General features: G+C 72.1%; 10 protein-coding genes. 5 read left to right on the top strand and 5 right to left on the bottom strand.

Annotated elements, in window-relative coordinates; genetic code table 11:
* Positions 1 to 14: 14 nt before the first annotated feature.
* Together ACN267_RS18995 and drmD are read right to left on the bottom strand one after the other, a co-directional pair.
* Positions 15 to 4148, bottom strand: coding sequence for an Eco57I restriction-modification methylase domain-containing protein (locus tag ACN267_RS18995; RefSeq protein ID WP_421489276.1), 4134 nt, complete (start codon positions 4146 to 4148; stop codon positions 15 to 17).
* Positions 4148 to 7336 carry a DISARM system SNF2-like helicase DrmD gene (gene drmD, locus ACN267_RS18990; RefSeq protein WP_421489275.1) on the bottom strand — a complete coding sequence of 1063 codons (3189 nt, stop codon included), beginning with the start codon at positions 7334 to 7336 and terminating at the stop codon, positions 4148 to 4150. Before drmD ends, ACN267_RS18995 begins: the two co-directional genes overlap by 1 nt.
* A gap of 236 nt (positions 7337 to 7572) precedes the next feature.
* On the opposite strand from drmD, the gene ACN267_RS18985 reads away from it, so the two are divergent.
* Together ACN267_RS18985 and ACN267_RS18980 are read left to right on the top strand one after the other, a co-directional pair.
* A complete protein-coding gene (locus tag ACN267_RS18985) occupies positions 7573 to 7953 on the top strand; it encodes an effector-associated constant component EACC1 (RefSeq protein ID WP_421489274.1) in 381 nt (126 codons plus the stop codon).
* Entirely contained in the window at positions 7953 to 11564 is a 3612-nt protein-coding gene (locus ACN267_RS18980; protein ID WP_421489273.1) for an AAA domain-containing protein, read from the top strand. The genes ACN267_RS18985 and ACN267_RS18980 overlap by 1 nt, the downstream gene beginning before the upstream one ends.
* An 83-nt stretch (positions 11565 to 11647) precedes the next feature.
* Here ACN267_RS18980 and ACN267_RS18975 read toward each other — a convergent pair whose 3' ends face one another.
* Together ACN267_RS18975 and ACN267_RS18970 are read right to left on the bottom strand one after the other, a co-directional pair.
* Positions 11648 to 15736 (bottom strand): Ig-like domain-containing protein, encoded by a 4089-nt coding sequence (locus ACN267_RS18975; protein WP_421489272.1) that lies wholly within the window; start codon positions 15734 to 15736, stop codon positions 11648 to 11650.
* A 299-nt stretch (positions 15737 to 16035) separates the two neighbouring features.
* Entirely contained in the window at positions 16036 to 18252 is a 2217-nt protein-coding gene (locus ACN267_RS18970; protein WP_421489271.1) for a DUF4153 domain-containing protein, read from the bottom strand.
* 124 nt (positions 18253 to 18376) lie between these two features.
* Between ACN267_RS18970 and ACN267_RS18965 the strand changes: the two genes are divergently transcribed.
* Positions 18377 to 19354 carry a lytic polysaccharide monooxygenase auxiliary activity family 9 protein gene (locus ACN267_RS18965; protein ID WP_204956582.1) on the top strand — a complete coding sequence of 326 codons (978 nt, stop codon included), beginning with the start codon at positions 18377 to 18379 and terminating at the stop codon, positions 19352 to 19354.
* Positions 19355 to 19393: 39 nt separating this feature from the next.
* Here ACN267_RS18965 and mgrA read toward each other — a convergent pair whose 3' ends face one another.
* Positions 19394 to 20383 (bottom strand): L-glyceraldehyde 3-phosphate reductase, encoded by a 990-nt coding sequence (mgrA, locus tag ACN267_RS18960; protein WP_421489270.1) that lies wholly within the window; start codon positions 20381 to 20383, stop codon positions 19394 to 19396.
* A 246-nt stretch (positions 20384 to 20629) separates the two neighbouring features.
* On the opposite strand from mgrA, the gene ACN267_RS18955 reads away from it, so the two are divergent.
* Complete coding sequence (locus ACN267_RS18955; RefSeq protein ID WP_421489269.1) at positions 20630 to 22102, top strand: magnesium chelatase; 1473 nt, start codon at positions 20630 to 20632, stop codon at positions 22100 to 22102.
* A gap of 2 nt (positions 22103 to 22104) precedes the next feature.
* Entirely contained in the window at positions 22105 to 24060 is a 1956-nt protein-coding gene (locus ACN267_RS18950; protein ID WP_421489268.1) for a VWA domain-containing protein, read from the top strand.
* The last annotated feature ends 29 nt before the right edge of the window (positions 24061 to 24089 follow it).

Genomic DNA, 24089 nt, shown 5'->3' with positions numbered 1-24089 from the left:
TACTGTTTCGTCGCTCAGAAGAGAGCGTCGGGGAGAGGGAACAGGCCGTCGTCCAATGCGGACTCTATCGCTGCCGGGGCCGCTTCGGACCTGGCGCGCGGCACGGCCTTGGTCCTCTTCTGCGGCTTGCGGCGGGTGGTGGCCTGATGGGGTTGCTCCTGCTCGTGGCGCTGGTGGTTGAGTTCGAGGAGTAGATCCAGCACGTCGACCTGGACGGTCGGGGCGATGGTGAACCGGGTGCCCTGACGGGTCCGGTGGAAACCGTGCCCGAGCGTGAGGTCGAAGCCGTACGCCTCGGCGACCGCCTCGTCGATCTCGACGTGGATCTCCCGCAAGCGTTGGATGTCGGCGCTGGTGACCTGCTCGTCGTGGACCAGGTTGTAGAGCTTCGTCAGCCCCAACTCCCGCCCCAACATCACCGACCGCCGATACGAGTCCAACTCCGCCCCGAGACGCTCCATCCGCTCGGTCGCCTCCGGCTGAGGAAACGTCTCGAAGGCATCCGACGGGGAATAGTTCAATCTCGATTCTAGGGTTGAGCTGTTAGCTGTTGCCCATTTTTCGTGGAGTGCTGAGTTGAGGATGCATAGCTGCGACGGCGAATCGGTTGCAAAAACTGCAAGCCTATGTGCGAATACCTGATTGTTCTCAACTAGGCATGGAGTTAGGAACTTGGTGACGAGAGTTGCTGCGATGACACGAGCTAGCCCCTGTGTTGCTTGATTGCGTGTCGACCCGATGCGCCCATACTGCCACCACTTTTCGCGGTAATCGCGCTGCTTTGCAGTAAGGCGCTGAGGTTTGACTCTTTGTTCGATTATTGCGAAGCAGTCTGGGTATTTTTCGGTCTTCTCGATTGGCCAATCGTGGAAGTTGATGACCCATCTGCTGGCGGAGCAGTCGGGGCGAGAGTTCAGGTCTTCGCCGTTCAGGTAGGGAAAGAGGACATCCTGGTTGCGGGGGTCCTTGGCAAGGAGCGTCTGAGCCTCCTCTGGTTCGAGTACGAATCCCATGCCGAGCACCACGGCACCCTGGAAGCATCGATTGGCATTCGCGGCGAGGCGGTGGGGGTTGCCGGTGACGCGGGACTCGGCATCGAGTGACGGGGTGATGGCGCGTACCCCTCGGCCATCGAGCACCCGTTGCTCGCCGTCGGCGGCGTGACCTACCCAGAGCAGGGAAACCTCAAGCGAGGCGGTGCCCGGCCAGGGCTGGGACTTGTTCGCCCGGTAGACCGTCCAACCCATGTCCACGGCCTGGTCGAGACCGACCTCCCGGGTGTCGCCCTGGGCGATCGTGTTGGTGGCGATGATGCCCACCCGCCCCTTGCCGCTGACGCTGAGGTTGCGCAGCAGGAAGTAGGAGCAGAGATCCGCGTTGCCGGGCTTGTCGCGGGCGATCTGCCGCTTGAGGTATTCTCGCATGTCAATGCCGATGGCTCCGCTGACCCGCTTGCCGCCGACGAACGGCGGGTTGCCGATGACGGCGTCGAAGCCGGCGCGGTTGACCACCTCGGGAAACTCCAACGGCCAGTGCAGCGGTTGGATCGGCTCCGGCCGGGAACCGCGCAGCCAGCCAGCGACCGTCAGCGCGACCCGCTGTTCCAGCTCCGTGTCATACGGCCCGTCGAGCAGGCCGTACACGTCGTCGCTGATGGCGAGCAGACGGCCGTCGTACTTCGTCTCGGTGTCGTCGGTGTCGTCCTCCGGATCCCCCGGTCGGCGCTGAGGACGGACGGCGGTGGAGAGCGCCGCGCCGACCACCGCGTCGGCGGCCAGCCGCAGCCCGTGGCCGAGTTGGTCGACCTGGGCGAGCGTGGCGGCCTTGTCGGCGGCGTCGCGGGTGTCCTCGACCACTGTCGCACCGATCGACTCGCGTAGCGAGGTCATCTCACCGACCGTCCGGTGCAGCCGGTCGACCAGGTCGCCGAAGAAGCGGCTGTGCTGGTAGCGCCCAGCCTGCGGGTCCAGGTGGAAGGCGGTGAGCTGGTCGACGGAGGTGATGCCGATCAGCGAGTCGCCCCAGCGCAGCGCGTGGTCGAGGAAACCGAACGGTTTCCCCTTCGCCAGGGTCACCAGCCACAGCGACAGCTTGGCCAGCTCCACCGCCATGTCGTCGCGGTCCACCCCGTACAGGCAGCGGGCGGCGACCAGGCGACGGGCCGCGAGCAGCAGATCCTCCCGGTCCGGGTTGCCGTTGGCCAGGTCGGCGAACTCGGCGGGAAGCCCGTCGCGCTGCCAGGCCCGCACCAGCACCTCGGCGAGGTAGCGGCAGGCCGCCACCAGGAACGCCCCGGAACCCATCGCCGGGTCGAGCACCCTGAGCCGCAACAGCTCGTCGGCGGTCCTGGGCTGCCACACCTTCTCGTCGGTGACGCCCTGCGCCGGGCCGGGAGCGAAGCAGAGCGGGGCGAGGGTGTGCCGGACGACCTCCTCGGCCAACGGGCGCGGGGTGTAGTGGGTGCCCGTGTTCCGCCGGTCGCCGAACTGGGTGAACAGCACCGAGCCGGCGGGGAAGACCGTGGGCAGGTCACGCAGGTCGGTGCGGAGCAGGCCCCAGAACGGGCGTACCCGATCGGCCAGGTCGGCGTCGTTGTCGCAGGCCGCGTGCAGCGCGGCGAGCTGGTGCGGCGCGGGCGTCGCGGCCAGGGCCTTCGCCACCTGCCGGACGGTGAGCTCGCAGCGGGCCACCAGCCAGACCCGCAGCTCCGCCTCACCCCGGGCGGCGGCGGCCTCCAACTCGGCAAGCGGCAGCTCCGGCTCCCGCTTGCCGAGCAGACCGACGTACGGCTCCCGCACCCGGGCGCAGGAGAACTCCAACAGGCCCTCGTAGACGTGGCCGAGCTGCTCCACACCGAGGCTGGAGTAGCTGAGCTGCTCGGCGGCCCGGCCCCGGTGCCGCAGCACCAGCAGGGCGTCCAGCATCTCGTGCACCACCCGGTCGGTGACCGCCGCGTCGACCAGCCAGGGAAACCGCCCCGGGTCGAACAGCGAACCACCGTGGGCGGGAATCCGCAGGTCGGGATGCTCGCAGCCGTCGTACACCGCGGCAAAGAGGGCGAGCAGCCGGGGCCAAGCGGCGGTACGACGGTCGCCGACCTCGTCGCCGTGCAGGTCACGGACCGCGCCGAGCTGACCGTGCAGGGTGGACGCCGCATACGCCTGCGCGTAGAGCGGATCGGCCACCGGCAGCAGCCGCTGCTCCTCGGCATAGAGCAGGAAGACCAGCCGCATCAGCACGGTCAGCGCGCCCCGGTAGATCTCCCGCTCGCTGACCTTGCCGAGCAGCATTCCCTCGGATTCCCGGTCCAGCCGGGCCAACTCGCCGACGAAGAGTTCCACCGCCCGGCGGACCTGATCGCCCAGGGTGGTGGTGATCTGGGTGAGCGCCTCCGCGCTGCGGACGAACAACCCGGCGAGGCTGGTCGACGGGCGGCCGTCGGCGTCGGTCGGCGGGACGAGGACCCGGGACGCGGCGAGCAGCGTCGCGAAGCCGCGCAGCAGCGCCGGCTCCTCCAACCAGAGGTCGGCGTCGAAGACACCCACGCCGGTGGGCTCCCCCCGGCGGGCGTGCACCAACGCCCAGTGCTGCCCGTTGGTCACCAGCGCCAGCGGTACGCCGGTGTCCCGGCACACCTGGGCGGCCTGCTCGATCGCGCCCGGCCGGTCACCCCGGGCGGCGGTGAGCGAGGCGTCGAAGGGCAACCGGTGTACGTGCAACCGAGCCGTCCGGCCGCCGCCGGGTTGCGGACCGGACAGCACCACGTCCGGCCGGAAACCGTCGACGCCGGTGACCTCGACCGCACCGTCGGCACGGACGCTGGCCGGATAACGCAGCAACTCGCCGAGGATCAGTTCGACCCAGGCCGGGCCGAGCAGGTCCGGGGCGTCCTGCACCTCCGCCCAGCCCCGGCGGACCCGGTCGCGGACGTCGTCCGGCACGGTGTCGAGGCCGTGCGGCAGCACCTCGACGAGCACCGGCACCGTCAGGAACGGCCCCTCCGGGCGCAGCAGGCCCAGCCACTCGGCATGCTGCTCGTCGATGGTCAGCGCGGGCGTTCGGTGCCGTTGCGTTGCCGGTCCAGCCGGCCGGTGGCCGGTGCCGGCACGGCCGGATGCTCCTCGGGACTGGCGGGGGATGGCGGGCATCAGCGGGCACCTCGGGCCAGGGACGCGGGGACCAGGAAGGTGACGGCGGCCGGGAACCAGCGGGGTGTCGGCTCGGCGTAGCGACGACGCAGCGCGTCGCTCTCCCGCTCGCGCTGCGTCGGGATCTCGCGCAGCCGGGCCTGCAACGCGTCCCGGTCGGCGTGCAACTGGTCGCGCTCGACGGTGAACAGGGTCGGCTGCTCCCAGTGCGGCTCGTCCGCGAGCTTGCTGCGGATCGACGTTTCCAGCTCGGTCAACACCGCGCCGATCGCGGTGACCTCCTCCTCGCAGCGGCGGGCGAGCAGCCCACGCAGGCTGCGGGCGCGCTGGTCGGCGCGGGTGCCGAGAGCCCGACTCAGCGGCCCGGCCAGCGTCGGCCACAGCTCGGTCAGGCTCTGCCGGACCTGCTCGGCGGGGACCTCGTCGGTCGCGGCGGCGAGCAGCGCCTCCAACTCCTCCTGACGGACCCGGGTGAGTTTCCCACCCTCGATCGGGCCGCCGGCGGTGACGATCTCCTCGTGCAACCGGGTGCCCTCCGCACCGGTGAGCACCACCCGGCCGTGGGCGACCAACGCCGGGCTATGCAGCAGGTCACCCGGCACCACCCGGGCGGTGACCCGGCTGAGTTTCGCGTCGCCCGACCCGGCACCACCCCGGGCCTGGGCCCACAGCTCGGCCCGGAGCAGACGCAGGCACATCTGCACCAACTGGTGCCCGAGGTGCATGAACACCACGTCGGTACGCCCCACCGCCGCGTCCGGATCGAAGGTGACCGGCCGTTCCCGGCCGGTCACCGGGTGCAGCAACCCGTCGTTGCGCGCGGTCGCCCAGGCGCCGGGCAGCTCGGGCAGCCGGAACCAGGCACCCGACGCGCCGGCCGGAGTCGGCGCGTCGAGTAGATCCCGGCGGTGGGCCAGCCGCAACCCGGTGCGGACCACCCGTTCCACGGTGGCCGGGGTGAGGTTCAGCTCCGCCCGGCTCCCCTTCAACGTGTCGGTGAGCCGTTGCAGGTCCCGGGCCAGGTCACGTTCCACCCGCAGCCGGGCCCGGCTCGCCCGCCTGTCGATCTCGACGTCGGTGACCCGCCAGTCGGTCTGCCTGCCGGTCATCTTCTGCTCGACCTGGGCGGCGATCACCTCACCCGCGCTGCCCAGGTCGGTGCGGATCGCCTCGACCTTCTCCACCGCCAGCCGCAGGAACGCCAGCTCGTCCTCCAACGAACCGGTGGTGTAGTCGACCTGCTGCCAACCGGCCGGCACGAAGTGCAGCACCTCCACCCGGGAAGCGCGCTGACCGTGCCGGTCGATCCGGCCGTTGCGTTGCTCAAGACGGTTGGGATTCCAGGGGATCTCCCAGTGCAACAGTCGGTGACAGTGGCGTTGCAGGTTGATGCCCTCGCTGGCGGCGTCCGTGGCGAGCAGGACCCGCACGTCGTCGAGGTCGGGGTGCTCGGTGAAGACGTTCTTGACGTGTTCGCGCTCGTCCGGGTCCTGCCCGCCGTAGAGCAGGGCGATCCGCTCCGGCGGGTAGCCGGCGCTGAGCAACCGCTCGTGCAACCAGCGCTGGGTGTCGCGGTACTCGGTGAAGATGATCACCCGCTCGGCCGACCACTCGCCGTCGGGTCGCACGATCGGGTCCAACCAACGATGTAGCGCGGCGAGCTTGGCGTCCGGCCGGTCCTGCGCCGCGCGGGCCCAGGTGCGCAGCTCACCCAGGAGTGCCCGTTCCTCGGCCGACAGCGGGGCCGCGTAGTGCCGGACGGTGGTCAGGGCATCCGCCTCGGCACTGCCGTAGGCGGTATCGTCCTCGGCCGTCTCGGCCAGCCGGTCGATCACCGGTTGCAGGACCTTCTCGCCGGCCGCCCGGTCCGTCTCCCGCGCCGGGTCGCCGGGGGCGGCGTGATCCCGGGCGGTCATCGTCGCCAGGTGGGTTTCCACCGTCTCGGCGAACGCCTTCGGTGACGAGAAGAGCCGGCGCTTGAGCAGGGTGGTGACGAAGTCGGCGGCGATCTCACCGGCCCGTCCGTCGGCGTTCGCCCGGCGGCTCGCCGCATAGCGGCTGAGCTGGGCGTGGGCGTGCCGCTCGGCAGCCGGGTAGTCGACCTCCACATAACCCAGGTGTCGCACCGGGAACCGGGCAGTGCCGTCCCATTTCGGCGGCAGTTCGCTCTTGAGCCGCCGTACCATCACCCGGGCCAACTGCTCGTCGGTCGGCTTGACGCCCCGGGCGAACCGCTGGTCGTCGAGGAGCTCCAGCAGCGCGGTGAACGACTCGGTGAAACCGTTGTGCGGGGTGGCGGAGAGGAACAGCCGATGCTCGCAGTGCGGGGCGAGCGCCCGGATCGCCCTCGTACGCTGCGAATCCACCGCGTACCGGCCACGGCCGGACGGCGCACAGGTGTGTACCTCATCGACGACCAGCAGGTCGAAGCTGCGCGGATAGCGGGGCATCGCCGGCAGCACCTCGCGCAGCAACCGCATCGGCCGGTCCCGCTTGAGCCAGTCCACGCTGACGATCAACCGGGGGTAGTGCGTCCACGGGTTCGTGTAGAGCCCTCGGGTGCGGCGCAGCTCCCGCAGCAGCGGCGCGTCGACGATGCGGAAGTCGAGGCCGAACTTGTCGCGCATCTCGTCACGCCACTGCCGGGTCAGCCCGGCCGGGCAGACGATCATCATGGTGCGGGCCCGATGCCGCAGCATCAGTTCCTGCATGACCAACCCGGCCTCGATGGTCTTGCCGAGACCGACGTCGTCGGCGATCAACAGGTTGGTCCGCGGCATCGACAGCGCCCGGACCACCGGGTCGAGCTGGTAGTCCTCGATCTCGATGCCGGAGCGGAACGGGGCCTGGAGGGCGGTCCGGTCGGCCGAGGCGATGGCCCCCCAGCGCACCGCATCCAGGAACGCCGCCAACTGTCCGGGATCGTCGAACCCGTGCCGAGGGTCCGGCAGCGTCGCGCTATCGTGCACCCGCCGCCCCGGCTCCAGCTCCCAGACCACCCGCAACTCCTCGTCGCGGGCGTCGTCCTCAATGCTGACCAGAGTGGCCAGGTGCGGGGTCACACCGGTGAAGACGTGCGGGTCGCCGCTGGTCACCTCGCTGCGGACCACGTCGGCGACGACCCAGCGCCGGTTGCGTACCGTGACGAGCTGGCCTGGCGCCGGAGGGCTGTCGATCGCCGTGGTCATCCGGCTCGAACCATCGGTGTGCTCCTTCGGCCCGTGTGGGCGTCGTCCCTGATCCGTCGAGCGACCCGGCGGATGTAGGCGCTCAGAAGGCAGACAGGAACCAGAATCTACGTTGGACGTACGTATGATCCACATAGGAAATACCAGACTGTCGGTTGGATCGGCTAACCGACAGAACCGGTCCGACACCTACCGTTTTCCGTAGGTTGGTCAGCACTGCTGAGCCAGGAGGTTGGATGTCCCACGCCCGCGTCCGGATCGACTTCACTCCGCTGGCCGACGACGACGAGTTCGTCCTCGGGGAGCTGACCGAGGAGCTGGCGGACGACCTCCGCGAGGTCGGTGAGGTGGAGCGCGCCGAGCGGCCGGTGACCGATCCGGAGACGAAGGGCGCAGCCGAGCTGGCGCTCGGCGTCGTCACCGTGCTGGCTGGCACCGACCCCGGCTATGTGCAGGCGCTCGTCGACGTGGTGCTGGCCTTCCTGCGACGGCACACCGGTCGCCGGGTGCACCTGCGGGTCGGCGACATCGAGTTGACCATCGACCGGCCCACCCACGCCCAGACCGACGAACTGATCGCCACGGTACGGGCGGCGATCGAGCGGACCCGCCCCTGATGGGCCGGCACGCCCTGCTGCTCGGCACGGCCACCTGCCACGCCGACCGGGAACTCGCCCCCCTACCCTCGGTACGCCAGGACGTGGCACAGCTCAAGGCGCTGCTGGACGGCGCGGGTGAGTTCGACTCCGTACGCGCGGAAGTGGACCTGCCGGCGACGCACCTCCGGCAGATCGTCGAGGAGTTCTACGGCGCGCGGGGCCGGGGCGACCTGGCGCTGCTCTACTACTCCGGCCACGGTGTGTTGCACGGCGACGGGCAGTCGCTTTTCCTAGCCGCGACCGACACGGTCAGCGGGCAGCTGCACGCGACCGCGTTCGACACCGACGGCACGCTGCGGCACCTGCTCAACAGCACCAAGGCCGGTCAGAAGGTGGTGCTGCTCGACTGCTGCTTCTCGGGCGCGTTCACGGCCCGCAACCGTTTCCAGGGCGGCGTACGCGAAGAGCCACGCCGCCTCAAGCGGGAGCGTGGCACCTTCATCCTGACCTCCAGCACCCACCTCAAGGCGTCGAAGGCGCAGGGGCCGGACCGCCCGTCGGTCTTCACCGAGGTGCTTCTCGACGGGCTGCGGGGTGCGGCCGAGGGGCCTACCGACGACGGTTGGATCACCAGCAACGACCTGTCCCGCTGTGCATTGACCGAGATGGCCCGGCGTCGCCAGCACACCCCGGTCGAGTCGAGCGAGGGGGTCACCGAGCCGATCAAGCTGGTCGCGGCACCGGGTTCCGCCGCCGAGGCGCGGCAGGCCACAGCCGTCACGGCGAGCCCGGCCGACGAGGCGCCGTTCGATGCGGACCAGTGGCGTCGCTTGGTCACCTACTACGTCAACTGCATGCAGCGGTCGACCGTCCTGCAGTCGTTCATCGACCCCAAAGCGGCCGGGACCTATCTGGCGGCACCGCCGGGGCGCGAAGCCGTGTTCACGTCCGAGACGCCCGTCCGGTTGGGACGTATGGCGGCCGGTTTCGCCGAACGGGCCCGTACCGACGGTCGGGAGTTGCAGTACGGCTATCCGGTGGTCGTCGTCCAGCCGGACCGCAAGCGGCAGGTCCGGCTCGCTCCGCTTCTGGTTTGCGACGTCACCGTCGGCGCGGACGACGTCCTGCACGCCTCGTTCCCGCCCCGCCCCAGCGCCGCCCTCGTCGATCTGCTCCAGCTCTCCGAGGTGGAGGCCGACGAGTTGGTGCAGCGCGTCGAGCAGGCATTCGTGCCGGGCGACCCGGCATCCCTCACCGCCACCGTCGATGTGCTCGTGAAAACGTTCGGGTTGAACCCGGTGACGGAGATTGATCCGGCGGCGCTCGGCGGCACCATCCGCCCCGGACCCGTCAACGGGGTGCAGAACGCCGCGATCCTCTACACCGTCGACGCCGCCCAGTCGCCGCAGCGGCAGCTCGTCGACGACCTGCGCGGCATGATCAAGAATCCGAGGCTCATCGGAGGTACGGCGCTGGGCGCGTTGGCGCTCCGCCCCGACGAGGCAGCCGTGCCGCCGGTCGTGACGGTGGCGACGAGCGCGGTGAACGAGGCGCAGGAAGAGATAGTCCGGGCGGCGATGTCGCAGCCGTTGACCGTGGCCCAGGGCCCGCCCGGCACCGGTAAGAGTCAGCTCGTCACCGCCCTGCTGGCCACCGCCACCGCTGCCGGCCAGAGTGTGCTGATCGGCTCCACCAGCAACCAGGCCGTCGACTCGGTGCTCCACCGGGTGACCGACATGGTCGGCCCGGGGTTGCTGATGCGGACGGGCAACCAGGAACACCGCCAGCAGGAGCCGAAGTACCTCGCCGACATCATGGCCGCCTATCCGGCTGCGGAACGGTCGACCCTTCCTGACGACCGGACGCCGTTGCGCGAGTTGCGGATGCTGGCCGAGGAGGCCGCCGGTCTCCGTGCCCGTTTGGACGAGCGACGGTTGCTCGAACGCGACCTCGCGGACCTGGCCGCCGAGCGCGACGCCGACCCGGGTGACCGGGACGCCGGCCTCGGTGCGGTCCCGCTGCCAGCCGACGACACGGCGCTGGCGCAACTTGTCAGACTGACCGATCAGGCGCTCGCCAGCAGGTGGTTCGGCTGGTGGTACCGGTGGCGGCTGCGGCCGTACCGGATCGTCGACCGGCATGGTGTCGAGGCGCTCGCCGAACGGGCGGTGTTCGAACTGCGGTGGCGGGAGAGCCTGCGGCGACTGGCCGGGCTGCCCGACGCCGAGGCCACCTGGCGGCGGCTCGTCGAACTGATCGGCACCACCCGGCCCGCCCTCAGCATCGACCTGCTACGGGCGCAGATCGCCCGCCGGGTGACTGCCGGAACGCGGCTGTTGCAGGACCGGGCCGACGAGATGGCCCGGCCACAGTCCGACAGTTGGGCCTACTTTCCGGAGCTGCTGCGGGTGCTGCCCGGCTGGGCGGTGACCGCGTTGTCCGCCCGGCGGTTGAGGAAAACCCCCGCGTTGTACGACCTGGTGGTGATCGACGAGGCGGCGCAGTGCACCATCCCCGCGATCCTGCCCATGCTCTACCGCGCCAAGCGTGCCCTGATCATCGGCGATCCACGTCAGCTCGCGCCCGTCGACGACCTACCCGAGCCCGACGACGTCACCGAGCGGGCCCGGGCCGGGCTGAGCACCGGTTGGCTGACTGCCCGCCGGCTGACCTACACCGCTCACTCCGCCTACGACGCGTTCGCCGCCGCAGCGAAGTCCACGCACCTGCTCGACGAGCACTACCGGTGCCACCCGGACATCGTCGACGTGCCGAACCGCGAGGTCTACCAGGGCCGGCTCACCGTGCTGACCGATCCGGCCCGGTTGGCCGCGCCGGCCGATCCGGCGGTGCGGTGGCGCGACGTCCCCGGACGGTACAGCCCGGGAGCCACCGGGTCCGGGTACAACCAGGTCGAGATCGACGCGGTCGTCGCCGAGGTGACGAAACTCCGGAGGGCGTACCCGGACGTCTCGATCGGGGTGGTCACGCCGTTGGCCGCGCACCAGCGTCGCCTGGCGGCCGCCCTGAACGCCGCCGGCCTCACCGACAACCTGCTCTGCGCGACGATCCACAAGTTCCAGGGCAGCGAGCGGGACATCATGGTCGTGTCGCCGATCGGGGCGCACGGGGTGCCGGACCGTACCCGGGGCTGGCTGGCCCACCAGACCAACCTGTGGAACGTGGCCATCACCCGGGCCCGGTCCCAGCTCGTGGTGGTTGGTGACCGGTCGTGGTGGTCGGCACAACGGGGTCTGCTGACCGCCCTGGCGCTGGTCGGCGATGCCACCGGGGCCCGGCCGGGCGCGGATTCCGTACCGGCGGACCGGCTCCACCGCGCCCTCCGGCAGGTGGGACTCACCGTGCGGCGTGACGTCACCCTGGCCGGGCAGACCGTCGACATCGTGGTGCGGCGCGAGGATGCCGAGCTGGCGGTGGTAGTCGACGATCCGGCTGGCGATCCCGAAGGGCGCGAGCTGCGTAAGGTGCTCGCCCGGCTCGACGTCACCGGCGGGTCCCACCCCGTACGCCGGGTGCCCGCGTGGCGGTGCCTGGCCGAACCGGAGCAGGTGGCGGCGGAGCTGGCCGACGCCCTGTTGCTGTCGGCGCGGGAGCGGAACGGCGGATAAGCATGCTCCTTCCCGCAGGAAGGGCGGCAACCGACCTGACGGCACCGGAGGGACCCGGGAGGGGTCCTACCGGTGCCGGACCGTCAGGTCCTGGTCAGGGTCACCTGGACGGTCTCACCCGGGCTCTGGCCTGCCGCGTTGGCGAACCCGACGGTGAACGTCACGTCCAGCCGACCGGTCTTGACCAGCGTCTGCCGGTACGCGGGTGCCACCGTCACGGTCACCGTCACCGTGTTCGCCTTCGCCACCTGCCGGCTGACCGCGTTGACCTTCTCCCCGCTGAGGGTGAGGGTGCCGGCGGTGTTGACCGTCGCGGTGAGCGTCGCCGTACCCGAGGTGGGGTCGGCCTCCACCTTGTCGATCCGTACGGTCGGGGCCGGGGTCGCCGGGTCGACCGTGCCGATGACCGGCTTGGACAGCGTCGACTGCCCGGACGAGTCGACCACCATCGCCTGGAACCTGACCTGCCTACCGGCGTCCTTCGCCGCCGGTGTCCAGTCGAACAGGTAGGGGGCGGTGGTGCTGGTGCCGACCAGGGTGCCGTTGACGAACAGGCTCGTCGAGGCGATGGCGAAGTCGTCGGTGCCCCGGATCAGCGGATGCACGGTCGACCCGACCTGGAACACCGCCCCGCGTCCCGGGTCGGCCAGTTCGGCCGAGGGCGCGGCGTCGGCGACCCGGCCCACCGTGGTCGGCACTGCCGGTGGTGGGGTCGGCCGGCGCTTGGTGACGGTGACCGTGGCCGCGCCGGTGCCGTCCACGCCGGAGATCGCCTCGATGCCGGTGGCCGGGACCGCCGGTCCGCCCGGGACCGGTGGCCCGCTGCCGAGGTAGCTGCCGGTCAGCGCGAACGGGGCGCCCTCGCGTACGGCGGTGTTGTCGGCGTTGGCGTTGTAGACGGCGAACCCGTTGCCGGTGAGGACGTTGCGGTAGCCGGTGAGCGCCCCGGCCGTCTCGGTGCGGGCGTCGGTCAGCAGGATGCCGTACGACCGTTGGGGTGCGGGCGGGTAGTAGTTCCCGGTGATCCGGCTGGTGTTCACGAAGCCGTCCGTCCCGCTGGTGTACGCGATGCCGGTCTGCGGGAACCGGCTGTTCGGCTCGCCGGTGACCACGGTGTCGGTCACGTACCCGTGTTGGCGGATGCCGGAGCGGACGGTGGTCTCGGGGGTGCCGTCGCGGCCCCGCGCGCCGTCGAAGAGGATGCCGCCGGACTGGTAGCCGCTGACCACGCTGCCGGTGACGGTCAGCTCGCTCTCGACGGTGCCGGTGCCGGCCCCCCGGATGATGCCGGTCTTGACGATGCCCCAGCCGTGCGGGTGCGCGGCGAGTTCCGCCTCGGTGGTCGCCACCCGCAGCGGGCCGACGACGCTGTCGGCGACCCGGCCGGCCGCGCCGAAGAACGCGATGCCCGCCTCGGCCCAGACGTCGCCGGAGGTCACCGTCACGCCGGAGAGGTCGAGGAACATCTCGTTGGTGTCGGTCGAGCCGAGCGACTGCCGGGACACGGTGATCACGTTGCCGCCGCCGTCGCGCAGGTACGGTTGGTCGCCGGCCAGGTTCCCCAGTGACGGATCGGGCTTGATGGTGACCTTGTCCGCGCCGGCCCCCTTGATCTTCAGGGGCTTGGTGATGGTCAGGCCGTTGCGGGCACCGGTCTGCACCGGGTTGGACGCATGGTTCACCGGCGTCGACGACTCCTGGTAGACGCCCGCGCACACCACGATGGTGTCCCACGGCGAGGCGAAGTCGACGGCCCGCTGGATCGAGGTGAAGTCGGCCGTCGGGCACTGCTTCCGGTCGTCGTCGACCGTCCACGTGGTGTTGCCCTGCGGGTTGGCCACCGGGTCGACGAGCGCGACGTTGCCCGGGGTGTTGTCGTAGCCCGCGAGGTAGGTCGCCGGGTCGGGGCCGCCGAGGGCGGACGGGCCGTGGCCCGCGCCGTCGGCCCGGTCGCCGTCGGACAGCAGTTGTGCCCCCGCGTCGGATTCCTGGAAACGTACGTCGGCCAGCTCGATCGAGCCGGACTTCGGCATGTCACCCACCCCGAACCGGAGTTCCAGCTTCGCCAGCGCACCGACGTCGACGCCCTGCGCCGTGAACTCGGCGAGCGGGACCCGGATCTGGTCCAGGACGATGTGGGTGTTCGGGGTGTTCGTGCCGGTCGACATGTGCAGGGCGTTGCCCCAGCGGGGGTCACCGGCGTCGACGGTCCCCTCGTGACCGGCGGCGTCGCGCAGCGCGATGACGAACCGCTGGGTGGTCGAGGCCGGGTCGTACGACGTGGGCTTCTCGTTGGGCCAGACCGGGTTGGTCGGGGTGCCGTTGACGGTGGTGTCCCGGGTGTTGTCGCCCCGGTTGTCGGCACCCGGGTTGCGGGTGTCGAAGAAGTTCACGGCGGCGCTGAGCGCCAGCGCCTTCAGGTGCCGTACGTTGCCGGACGCGGCCGGGATCGCGGCGGTCAGCGACGCGGTCGAGCCCGGTTCCCAGGCGAGGGTGAGCTGGCGACCGTAGGAGTGGTTGATGGGGCTGTTCTCCCGGGTGCCGTTCTGCCCGCCGAGCGCGCCGGCCGCCGGCAGTGGGCAGGGCTTGGCGGCGGTCGGCAGCCCGGTCTTACCGAGCTGCGCCGGGGCGAAGTCCTGCGGCTCCGGGTTGCACCAGTCGTACCCGCCGGGGGTGCTCGCCGGTTTCGGGGTGACCCCGGCGGCCTGCGCGTACGGGTCGGCGAAGCCGCTGCCGGTCAGGGTTCCGCCGAGGGCGTTACGGGTGAGCGGGTTGTTGACCTCGGGCCGGATCACGTCCACCCGTTCCTGCGGGGCGGCGAAGTAGCTGGTGTTGACCCGTTCGTCGCATCCGATCGCGGTGCCGGACGGGCTGGTCGGGCAGGCCGACGCGGGGACCTGGAGGCCACCCGGGGTGTTGGCCAGCTCACCTGTCAGATAGGGCTGGAACGCGCCCTCGCCGCCGACGTAGCGACGGAAGAACGCCGCCATCGTCGCCAGGCCCAGCTTCTCCTGGTCGCCCATCCGCGCCGCGTCGCCGGAGAACTTGGTGTTCACGGCGGGGTTCAGCGGGTCGGAGTTGTCGATGGCGTAGTTCAGCGCCGGGTCGGTGTAGCTGGCCGCGCCGCTGAGCCGCAGGTTGTGCGGATGGATGTTGTTGGTCGCGAACGGGGCCGAGTTGCCGCAGGCCGCGTCGTTGTTGGCCTGGCCGTCCGCGCCGCCGTCGGCGTACCAGACGGTGTTGTACCAGTTGTGGATCGCGCCGAGGTGCTCCACCTGGATGCGGGGGAACGGGTCGCCCGGGTTGACGTACTGGCTGCGTTCGAACAGCCGCGCGCCCTGGAGGTTGGAGACGTCGCCGTCGCACATCGGCAGGATCGACAGGTACGGCATCCCGTACGGGGCCTTGCGCTCGTAGTCCACCGGGGCGAGCGAGATGACCCCGCGCAGCGGGTACCGCGGGCCGTCGGTGCGGATGCGGTTGTAGTCGATGAAGCTGGACACCGCGTCACCGCCACGCGAGTGGCCCATCAGGCCGATCCGGGTCAGGTCGAGGCGGCCGGCGAGCGTGGTGCCGACGGTGGTGTGCTCGTCGACGGGCAGCCCACCGGGGCGGTTCGCCGCGCTCAGCGCGTCCAGGGTGGCGGCGATGAGCATCCGCCGGCTGTGCATGCCCTTGCCCTTGCTGCTGTCCTGCCGCATCATCAGCTGGTCCTGGGACACCGAGAAGGTGGTGTAACCCCAGGTGGCGAGGTTCTCCGCGAGGTAGGCGTAGCCGTTCTCGTTGTGCTTGAACTGGGCGCAGGTGAGCTGGGCGGTGTCCTGGCCCGAGTCGCACGAGCCGTGGTTGCCGTGCACCAGCACGAGCACCGGCGACGGCGTGGTACGTCGGGTGAAGTCCGGTGTGTACAGCTGGCCCCGGATCTCGATCCGCTCCGCGGCCTGCGCCGTCCCGGCCGTCGGGTCGGCGCCTGAGGAGTTCGGTTCCTGGATGCTGGCGAGGCCGAGTTTGGCCTCCTGGACGGCCTGGTGTCCGAAGGGGCCACGGGCCGTCGGGTCGGGCAGGTCGGTCGTGGACGCCGCAGGCGGCGCGACCGCGGTGGGTGACGCCGCGGTGGCCGGCCCCGCCAGGGCCACCGGGGCGGTCACCGCGACGATCACCGAGAGGAGCACGCGCGTGCTCCTCGATGTTCGTACCTTCAAAGGTCTCTCCTCGGAGCGAGATTGAGCGTTCAACGGTCGCGAACGCTAACCAGCCCTCGTTTCTCCGAGGTTTCCGTCGACAGCAGTTTTACGGTTGATCGAATACTGGCCTACCAGGGGAAATGCGCCCTCGTCGGTAACTCGGCGGGTAATCGGACGGGTGCTGGAATTGCGGATGGTCACCGCTATTTCCGCAATCCGTTTATCCCGGTCATGTCGGGGCAGCGGGGGTGGAACCGTTGGTCGGTGGCGAGGGCGGTGCGGGGAGGTCAGCGCGGGGCGCGTCGGGTCTTCGGCAGGTCGAACTGGTCGGCGGCCTTGCAGTCCTTCTGCCCGCCGACCGCGCCCGGGCCCAGCCGCTTCAACTCCGCGCGGGCCCGGCTACGGCCCAGGTTCCAGGCGTACCACGGGTCGGGCTCGGCGAGGTCGTCGTCGATCCAGCTCAGCGTGCACCGGCGCACCCGGTCCGGCAGGTTGGCCAGGGCGGGGGTGGCGTCGGCGGAGAGCGCCCGCAGGTACCAGGCGTCGATCTTGCCGGATTGCTCGTACCTGGCGATGTTGCGGCGGGCCGCGTAGTCCTCCGGATTGAGCACGGCCAGGCTGAGCAGCATCACCACGGCCAGCCCGACGGTGACGCCGGGGATCCACCGGCCCCGCCACCGTACGCCCGCCGCCAGGATCATCAGGAAGACCGCGCCGAGCAGCAGCTCGAACGCCATCACGAAGATCCGTTCCCCGGTGAAGCTGTAGACCTTCTGGTAGGTGTACATCCGCGACAGCGCCGACACCACGATCACCACACTGAGCACGCTGAGCAGCCCGAGCAGGGCCCGCAGCAGGACCCGTTCGGCCCGGGTCTCGCGTCGCGCCCAACGGCTGACCCCGCCCAGCACGGCCACGGTCAACAGGGTCACCACGGTCAGCTGCCAGAATCCGCTGCGCGCGTACTCGGCGTAGCTCAGCCCGGCGGTACGCAGGACGTGCCGCTGACCGCCGAAGAGCACCGTGAACTGCACCGCGACGAAACCGACGAAGAGCAGCGTCAGGGCGGCGATGGCCGGGGCCCACTCCAGCATGCCCAGCCGACGCCGACCCTCCCGGTCGACGGTCGACAGGTCCGGTGGCGCGGCCAGGGTGTACGTGGCGGCGACGGCGATCAACCCGCCGACGGCGGCCAGGAAGAGCCAGCGGAACACCGTGCCGACGTTGACCTCGGGCACGACCGCGCCGAGCACCTGGTCGAACGCGGCGTCGGCGGAGGACAGCAGCAGCCCGAACACGAGCAGCACCACGGCGGTGGCGGCGACCGAGCCGACGACCCGGCGCACCAGCTGGCCGCCGCCGGTGGCGGTCACGTGCCGGCGTACCCAGGGCAGCCCGCGCAGCGCCGCGAACGGGGCCGCGACCAGGCTGAACAGGATGGACCGGACCTGTCTGCCGCCCACGATCGCCAGGGTGGCGCAGCCCAGCGCCCCGAGGACGCAGAAGGTCACCAACCACCAGGCGTTACGGAAGGTCAGCACGGCCAGCAGCGCCAGCGCGGCCACCGCCCAGCCGCCCCGGATCAGCATGTCGGCGCGGGTCAGCGCGTCGGCGTTGCGCCTGACGGCCGCGACCACCCCGACGGTGAGGACCAGCCAGCCGAGGAACCAACCGATGCCGGTGCGGCTCAGCGGGACGAAGAACGCCACGCCCAACGCCCCGGCCAGTACCGCCGCCGGCACCGCCCAGCCGGTGGCGGGCCGGGGACCGGGCCACCGGGCGCTCAGGAACGACGGCGGGGGCGGGACCGGGGCCCAGGATTCGGGCGCCCCACCCCACTGCGCCGGTCGGCCGCCGCCCGGCGGCGTGCCGAATGCGGCAGACCCCGGGCGGCCGAGGACGGCCTGCTGACCGGGGCCGGGCACGCCGGTCCCGGGTGGCGGTTGCTGGCCGGAGGGTACGGGTCGACCCGGGCCTTCCTGCGGGCCGGGCGTCACCGGGGCGGCGGCCGGGAGCGGGGCGGGCTTGGTCGGCGCGACGTCCGCCGGGGCCGCCGCGGTGCGCGGTGCCGGCACGCTCACCGACCGGCCCGACCCATCTGCCGCTGCCTCGTCGGCCGCCGGGGCGGGCGTCGCCGGGGCCGGTGCCGTGGTTGCCGGTGAGCCGTCGGTGGCTGCTGCCGGGCCGGGCGGGGGCACCGGTGGCGCAGTGGCGACCGGGCCGGCCGGGCCGTCGCCAGCCGGGCCGGCCGCAAGGAGGGCCGGGGCTCCTCCGGCGGCCCCGGGCGCGGTGTCGCCGCTGGTCGGCACCAGGGGCAGGAAGAGCGCGTACCCGAGGGTGCCGTCCGGGACCTGGACCGGGATGGCCCAGCCGGGCTCACCCTCCCGACCGGGCCACCTGATCGCCGGCGGCAGCCCTTCCTGGGCGGGCACGGTCAACAGGTACGGCACTCCGGCCGGCGGGCTGCCCCCGGGGGAGTGTGAGGTCGGTTCCGGTTCGGACACGTACGCTCCTTGATATGGCACGTGCGGTCACTGTAGAGGCAACCGACCCCCGCCGCCGGCCCGCACGCCGTACCGTCGAACCTTTGCCCGCCCGCATCCGTACCAAGGGCGGGAGGTCGACCAGATGACCGTACGCGCAACGTTCGCCGCCCTCGCGGTCGTGGCGGTGACCGTGCTGCTCGATGCGGCTCCTGCCGCCGCGCACGGCGCACCGACCAGCCCGTTGAGCCGTTCGGCGGCCTGTGGCCCGGAGGGGCCGCACGTCTCGACGCCCGCCTGCCTGGCGGCGGTGTCGGCGGGCGCGGCGCTGCGCGAGTGGGACAACATCCGGGTGTACGGCGTCAACGGCCGCGACCGGGAGCGCATCCCGGACGGCGAGTTGTGCAGCGGCGGGCTCTCCGCCTACCGGGGGTTGGACCTGGCGCGGGCGGACTGGCCGGCGACCGAGTTGACCGCCGGGGCGCGGTACACGTTCCGTTACCGGGGCACCATTCCGCACAAGGGCACCTTCCGGCTCTACACCACCCGTCCCGGCTACGACCCGCGCACCCCGCTGCGCTGGGCGGATCTCGACAGGATCCCGTTCCTGTCGGTGACCGACCCGCCGCTGCGTGACGGGTCGTACCAGATTCCGGGGCGGCTGCCCGCCGGGTTGACCGGGCGGCACCTGATCTACACGGTGTGGCAGAACTCCGACACCCCGGACACCTACTACTCCTGCTCCGACGTGCTGTTCAGCCCGGCGGGCGGGGCCGACCCGGGCGACCCGACGCGGGTCGCCACCGATCCGACGCAGGCTGTCAGCGACCCGGCTGCTACCGACCCGGCCGGCGGCCCGACGGCAGGCGTCGGAGCGGACCAGGCCACCTCCGCCGGGGCGACCGCGGCCGGTGACGGTTCCGCCGGGGAGACCGGCGTGCCGGTAGCGTCGGTGACCCGGGTCGGCGGCGGCAACCTCCGGCTGACGGTGGGTGTGGCGGCGGTGGTGACCGTGCTGCTGGTGGCGCTGGTGGCGACCCGGCTGCGCCGCCCGGCACCCGTGCCGCCCGGCCGCCCCTGCGGCGTCCGCAACCATCGGGCCGGCCGTCGCCGCGTCTGGTGACCCGCGCCGGGTGGTCATGATCCACACCCGGCCCGGCCGTCAGGCGAGGAGGCGGTCGATCTCGGCCAGGTCGTCGGGGTTCAGGTCGAGGTGGGCCAGGGCGGCGACGTTGCCCTCCAACTGGGCCACGCTGCTCGCCCCGATGACCAGGCTGGTCATCCGGGGGTCGCGCAGCGCCCAGGCCAGGGCGAGCTGGGCCAGCGTCCGCCCCCGCCGCTCGGCGACCCCGGCGAGGCCCCGGACGGTGGCGAGCCGCTCGTCGGTCACGTCGCTCTCGCCGAGGAACACGCTGGTACGGACCCGGGAGTCGGCCGGGATGCCGTCGAGGTAACGGTCGGTGAGTAACCCCTGGGCCAGCGGACTGTACGCGATGCAGCCCGCGCCGACCTCGGCCAGCGTGTCGAGCAGCCCGTCGTCCTCGGTCCAGCGGTTGAGCATCGAGTACGACGGCTGGTTGATCAGCAGCGGGGTGCCCAGGTCACGCAGGATCGCGGCGGCCCGCCTGGTCTGCTCCGCGTCGTAGTTGGAGACGCCGACGTAGAGCGCCCGGCCGGACCGGACGATGGCGTCCAGCGCCCCCATCGTCTCCTCCAGCGGGGTGTCCGGGTCGAAGCGGTGGGAGTAGAAGATGTCGACGTGGTCCAGCCCCATCCGGCGCAGCGACTGGTCCAGCGAGGAGATCAGGGACTTGCGCGAGCCCCACTCGCCGTACGGGCCGGGCCACATCAGGTAGCCGGCCTTGCTGGACACCACCAGTTCGTCCCGGTACGGCCTGAGGTCGGTGGCGAGCAGCCGGCCGAACGCCTCCTCCGCCGCGCCGGGCGGCGGGCCGTAGTTGTTGGCCAGGTCGAAGTGGGTGATGCCGAGGTCGAACGCGCGGCGGACGATGTCCCGTTGCCGCTCGAACGGGCGGTCCGGCCCGAAGTTGTGCCACAACCCGAGTGAGAGGGCGGGCAGTCGCAGGCCGCTGCGCCCGCTGCGGCGGTAGGTCATCCGGTCGTAGCGGTCGGCCGCGGCGAGGTAGGTCACGCCCCCGACCCTAACCCCGCCCCGACCTGCGGCGGCGACCACCGTCGGTGGTCCGGGCGGGAACCAGCCCGGTGGGACCGCCGCCGGGGTGGCTCCGAGCCATGCGCCACGTGCCCCTCGACACCCCTGCCCCTGGCCGGGCTGCCGACGCTGATCCGGGCCCGCGCCCGGCGGTGAGGCGTCGCGTCGGGGACCGGTGGGGGTCGATTCCGGTGCCGGGGGCACAGCGGCCCGGATCGCGCTAGCGTGGGTCGGGTGACTGCGCCCAACCAGGCTCTCCCGGTCCCGCCCGCCGACCTGCCGGGCACCCTCGGCGCGCTGCGCGCCGCCGGACACCGGTACCAGACCGTCAAGCAGGAACTCCGCCACAACCTCCTGGCCCGGATGCGTTCCGGCGAGGATCGTTTCCCCGGCATCGTCGGCTACGACGACAGCGTGCTGCCCGAGGTCGAGCGCGCGTTGCTCGCCGGCCACGACATGGTGCTGCTCGGCGAACGCGGCCAGGGCAAGACCCGACTCATCCGTTCGCTGGTGGCGCTGCTCGACGAGTGGACCCCGGTGCTGCCCGGCTCGGTGCTCAACGAGCACCCGCTGCACCCGCTCACCCCGGCCTCCCGCGCGCTGGTCGCCGAGGCCGGCGACGACCTGCCGGTCGGCTGGCTGCACCGCTCGATGCGGTACGGCGAGAAGCTGGCCACCCCGGACACCAGCGTCGGTGACCTGATCGGCGACGTGGATCCGATCCGGCTGGCCCAGGGGCGTACCCTCGGCGACCCGGAGACCATCCACTTCGGGCTGGTGCCCCGCACCAACCGGGGGATCTTCGCCGTCAACGAGCTGCCCGACCTGGCCGAACGCATCCAGGTGGCGCTGCTCAACGTGCTGGAGGAGCGGGACATCCAGGTCCGGGGCTACCAGCTCCGCCTGCCGCTCGACCTGTTCCTGGTGGCCAGCGCCAACCCGGAGGACTACACCAACCGGGGCCGGATCATCACCCCGCTCAAGGACCGGTTCGGCGCGGAGGTCCGCACCCACTACCCGGTCGACCTGGAGCTGGAGCTGGCGTTGATCCGGCAGGAGGCCGACCTGGTCGCGGAGGTGCCGGAGCACGTGTTGGAGGTGCTGGCCCGGTTCGCCCGCGCGGTGCGCGAGTCGTCGTCGGTGGATCCGCGCTCCGGGGTCTCCGCCCGGTTCGCCATCGCCGCCGCCGAGACCGTCGCCGCCGCCGCGTTGCGCCGCTCCGGCCTGCTCGCCGGCCCCGCGTCGGCCGCCGACGACGCCACGGTACGGCCGGAGGCACCGGTCGCCCGGGTCGGTGACGCGGTGTCGGTGACCTCGACGTTGCGCGGCAAGGTGGAGTTCGAGAGTGGCGAGGAGGGGCGGGAGACCGAGATCCTGGGCCACCTGCTGCGCACCGCGACCGCCGAGACGTTCCGGGCCCGGCTGGCCGGACTGGACCTCTCCGGGTTCACCGCGCTGGTCGCCGAGGGGGCGGTGATCGAGACCGGTGAGCTGGTCGCCTCGGCGGAACTGCTGCGCCAGGTCGGCACCGTGCCGGGGCTGGCCAAGGCGCTGGACCGGTTGGGGCTGGGCGACGCGCCCACCCCGGAGCAGGCCGCCGCCGGGGTCGAGTTCGTGCTGGAGGGACTGCACCTGACCCGCCGGCTCGGCAAGGACGTCACCGAGTCCGGTCGTACCGTCTACGGCGGTCGGAGCTGAGGATGGCCGGCAACCGGTTCCGGTACGGCCAGTGGCAGGGCGGCCCCGACCCGCTCGCCCCGCCGTACGACGTGCGCGCCGCGGTGGACTCCGTCGGCGCGGAGGTGCTGGCCGGCGGCAGCCTGCGGGAGGCGCTGCGCGACCTGTTGCGTCGGGGCCCGCAGGGCCGGGGCGGCCTGGACGACCTGGCCGCCCGGGCCCGCCGGCTGCGCCGGGAGGCGTTGCGCCGGGGCGACCTGGACGGCGCGGTGACCCGGTCCCGGGCGCTGCTCGACCAGGCGCTCGCGGCGGAACGGGACGCGTTGCGTGCGCGTACCGACGACGACGCCCGGTTCGCCGAGACGGTGCTGGACAACCTGCCCCGCTCCACCGCCCGCGCGGTGCAGGAGCTGGCCGGGTACCGGTGGACCAGCGACGAGGCCCGGCAGGCGTACCAGCGGATTCTCGACGGGCTGCGCGGGGAGGTGCTGGAGCAGCGGTTCGCCGGGCTGCGCGACGCCGCGCGGGCCGCCGGTGACCCGGCCGTGCAGGCGCAGCTCGCCGAGATGATGCGGGACCTCAACGACCTGCTGGCCCGGCACGCCCGCGCGGAGGACACCACCGACGCGTTCGCCGAGTTCATGCGCCGGCACGGCGAGTTCTTCCCGGAGCAGCCGGGCAGCGTCGACGAACTGGTCGACGTGCTGGCCCGGCGGGCGGCGGCGGGGGAGCGGCTGATGCGGTCGCTGTCCGACCGGCAGCGCGAGGAGCTGGCCGGGCTGATGCGGCAGTCGCTCGGTGACCGGCTCTCCGGTGAGCTGTCCGCGCTCGACGCCCACCTGCGTGCGCTGCGTCCCGACCTGAACTGGCAGCGTGGTGAGCGGGTCCGGGGTGACCAGCCACTCGGCTACGGCGAGGCGACCGGGGCGTTGGACGAGATCGCCGAGCTGGACGAGTTGCTGGAGTCCCTGGACCAGCAGCAGCCGGGGGCCACCCTGGACGACGTGGACGTCGAGTCGGTCGCCCGGACGCTGGGCCGTGACGCCGCCGACGACGTACGCCGGTTGCGGGAGCTGGAGCGGGAGCTGCGCCGGCAGGGCTGGGTGAGCCGGGACGCCGACGGGTTGACGCTCAGCCCGAAGGCGCTGCGCCGGCTGGCCGGCACCGCGCTGCGCCGGGTCTTCGCCGACCTCACCGCCGGCCCGCGCGGCCAGCACGACCTGCGTACGGCCGGGGCGGCCGGCGAGGTCAGCGGCGCGTCCCGGCAGTGGGAGTACGGCGACGAGCAGCCCTTGGACGTGGTGCGCACCCTCACCCGGGCGGTGCGTCGGGCCGGCCCCACGGTGCCGTTGCCGCTCGCCGTCGAGGATTTCGAGGTGGTGGAGACGGAGCGGCGGGCGTCGGCGGCGGTGGCGCTCTGCGTCGACCTGTCGTACTCGATGGTGTCGCAGGGGCGGTGGGGGCCGATGAAGCAGACGGCGCTGGCCCTGTCGCACCTGATGGCGACCCGGTTCCCGCAGGACGCGTTGCAGATCGTCGGGTTCGGTCGGGAGGCGGTCACGCTCACCCAGCGGGAGCTGGCGGCGGTGGAGCCGGACATGGAGCAGGGCACCAACCTCCAGCACGCCCTGCGGCTGGCCGGCCGGCACCTGCGCCGGCATCCGGGGGCCGAGCCGGTGGTGCTGGTGGTCACCGACGGTGAGCCGACCGCCCACCTCGATCCGGACGACGGTGAGGCGTACTTCCACTGGCCGCCGCTGCCGGAGACGGTCCAGGCCACCGTCCGCGAGGTGGACCGGCTGGCCCGGGCCGGGGTCACGCTCAACCTGTTCCTGCTCGGTGAGGACCCGGGACTGCGTCGGTTCATGGACGCGGTGGCCCGCCGCTCCCGGGGTCGCCTGTTCACCCCGGACCTGGGTGACCTGGGCGAGTACGTGGTCTCGGACTACCTGCGTTCCCGGCGCGCCTCCGCCCGCTGACCGGGCCGCCCGTCCGGGTGATCCGGGTG

The organism is Micromonospora sp. WMMD734 (assembly GCF_049178975.1).
Lineage (GTDB): Bacteria > Actinomycetota > Actinomycetes > Mycobacteriales > Micromonosporaceae > Micromonospora > Micromonospora wenchangensis.
Note: the sequence above shows the minus strand (reverse complement) of the source record. Positions and strands in the feature narration are given on the sequence as shown.